The sequence below is a fragment of the Arthrobacter sp. HMWF013 genome, from assembly GCF_003061105.1.
Taxonomy (GTDB): Bacteria; Actinomycetota; Actinomycetes; order Actinomycetales; family Micrococcaceae; genus Arthrobacter.
This window is the reverse complement of the sequence record NZ_QAIQ01000436.1, coordinates 990-1,800: the sequence shown is the minus strand read 5'-3', so window position 1 is coordinate 1,800 and position 811 is coordinate 990. Positions and strand designations below refer to the sequence as shown.

Below are 811 nucleotides of genomic sequence, written 5' to 3'. Positions count from 1 at the left end.
ACGTAGATGGTGGTCGCGCCGGGCGGCACGATGGCGACGTGACTGAAAGCGGGGCTGGAGACGAGCCCCGCGGGGCGGATGCGCTGGATGGGTGCCATGCCTGTACGGTCCCACCACGCGGCGTCCGTGGCGACCTGCGTCTGTTTTTCCTGTGGCGCTCACGCGTGGACCGGCGATAACATTGCCCGCACACTGACGTCTGTCAACGGCGAGGAGACTGTCATGGGCGACGCAACGGCGGAACGGGGACCGGCGGACCTGATGATCGATCTGATCATCTCCCTTGACGGGTACGCCTCAGCCGAGGGGTGGCCTGGCTGGTGGGGGCTGGAGGGACCCGAATACCTGGCATGGCTGGAGCAGGAGGGGGAGAAGGGCTACACCTTCCTTCTCGGGGCGAACACGTACCGGCTGATGTCCGGCATGTCAGAGGAGGCTGCGGCCGGAGGGGCGGGATTTTCGGAGGAGGAAGGTGCCAGCCTGACCGGCCTGGCCGCTGTGCCCAAGGTTGTCTTCTCGTCCACCCTGCAAGGGCCGCTGACCTGGCCCAACTCGAGGCTGGTCAGCGGGGACGCCGTTGCGGCCGTGGCGGAGTTGAAACGGACCGCCACCGCGCCCTTGAGCACCCTCGGCAGCCTTGGCCTCTGCCGTTCGCTACTGACCGCCGGCCTGGTTGACCGGTTCCGGTTGGTAGTCTTCCCTGTCATCACCGGCCGTACCGGGCGGGAACGGATCTACGACGGCTATCCGGACGTTGCGCTCAAGATGGTGGACAGCAGGACGTTCGACGGCCGGCTCCAGCTCCTCGAAT

Annotated in this window: 1 protein-coding gene and 1 pseudogene; one reads left to right on the top strand and one right to left on the bottom strand. The window is 66.8% G+C overall.

Annotation, left to right across the window (positions count from 1 at the left end; all coding sequences use genetic code 11):
* Positions 1-98: pseudogene (locus DBR22_RS24640) on the bottom strand (RidA family protein); the annotation flags it as partial.
* Positions 99-222: 124 nt separating this feature from the next.
* Here DBR22_RS24640 and DBR22_RS15815 point away from each other — a divergent pair.
* Positions 223-811: dihydrofolate reductase family protein (locus tag DBR22_RS15815; RefSeq protein WP_108599806.1), on the top strand; the 589-nt coding region annotated here is incomplete at its 3' end.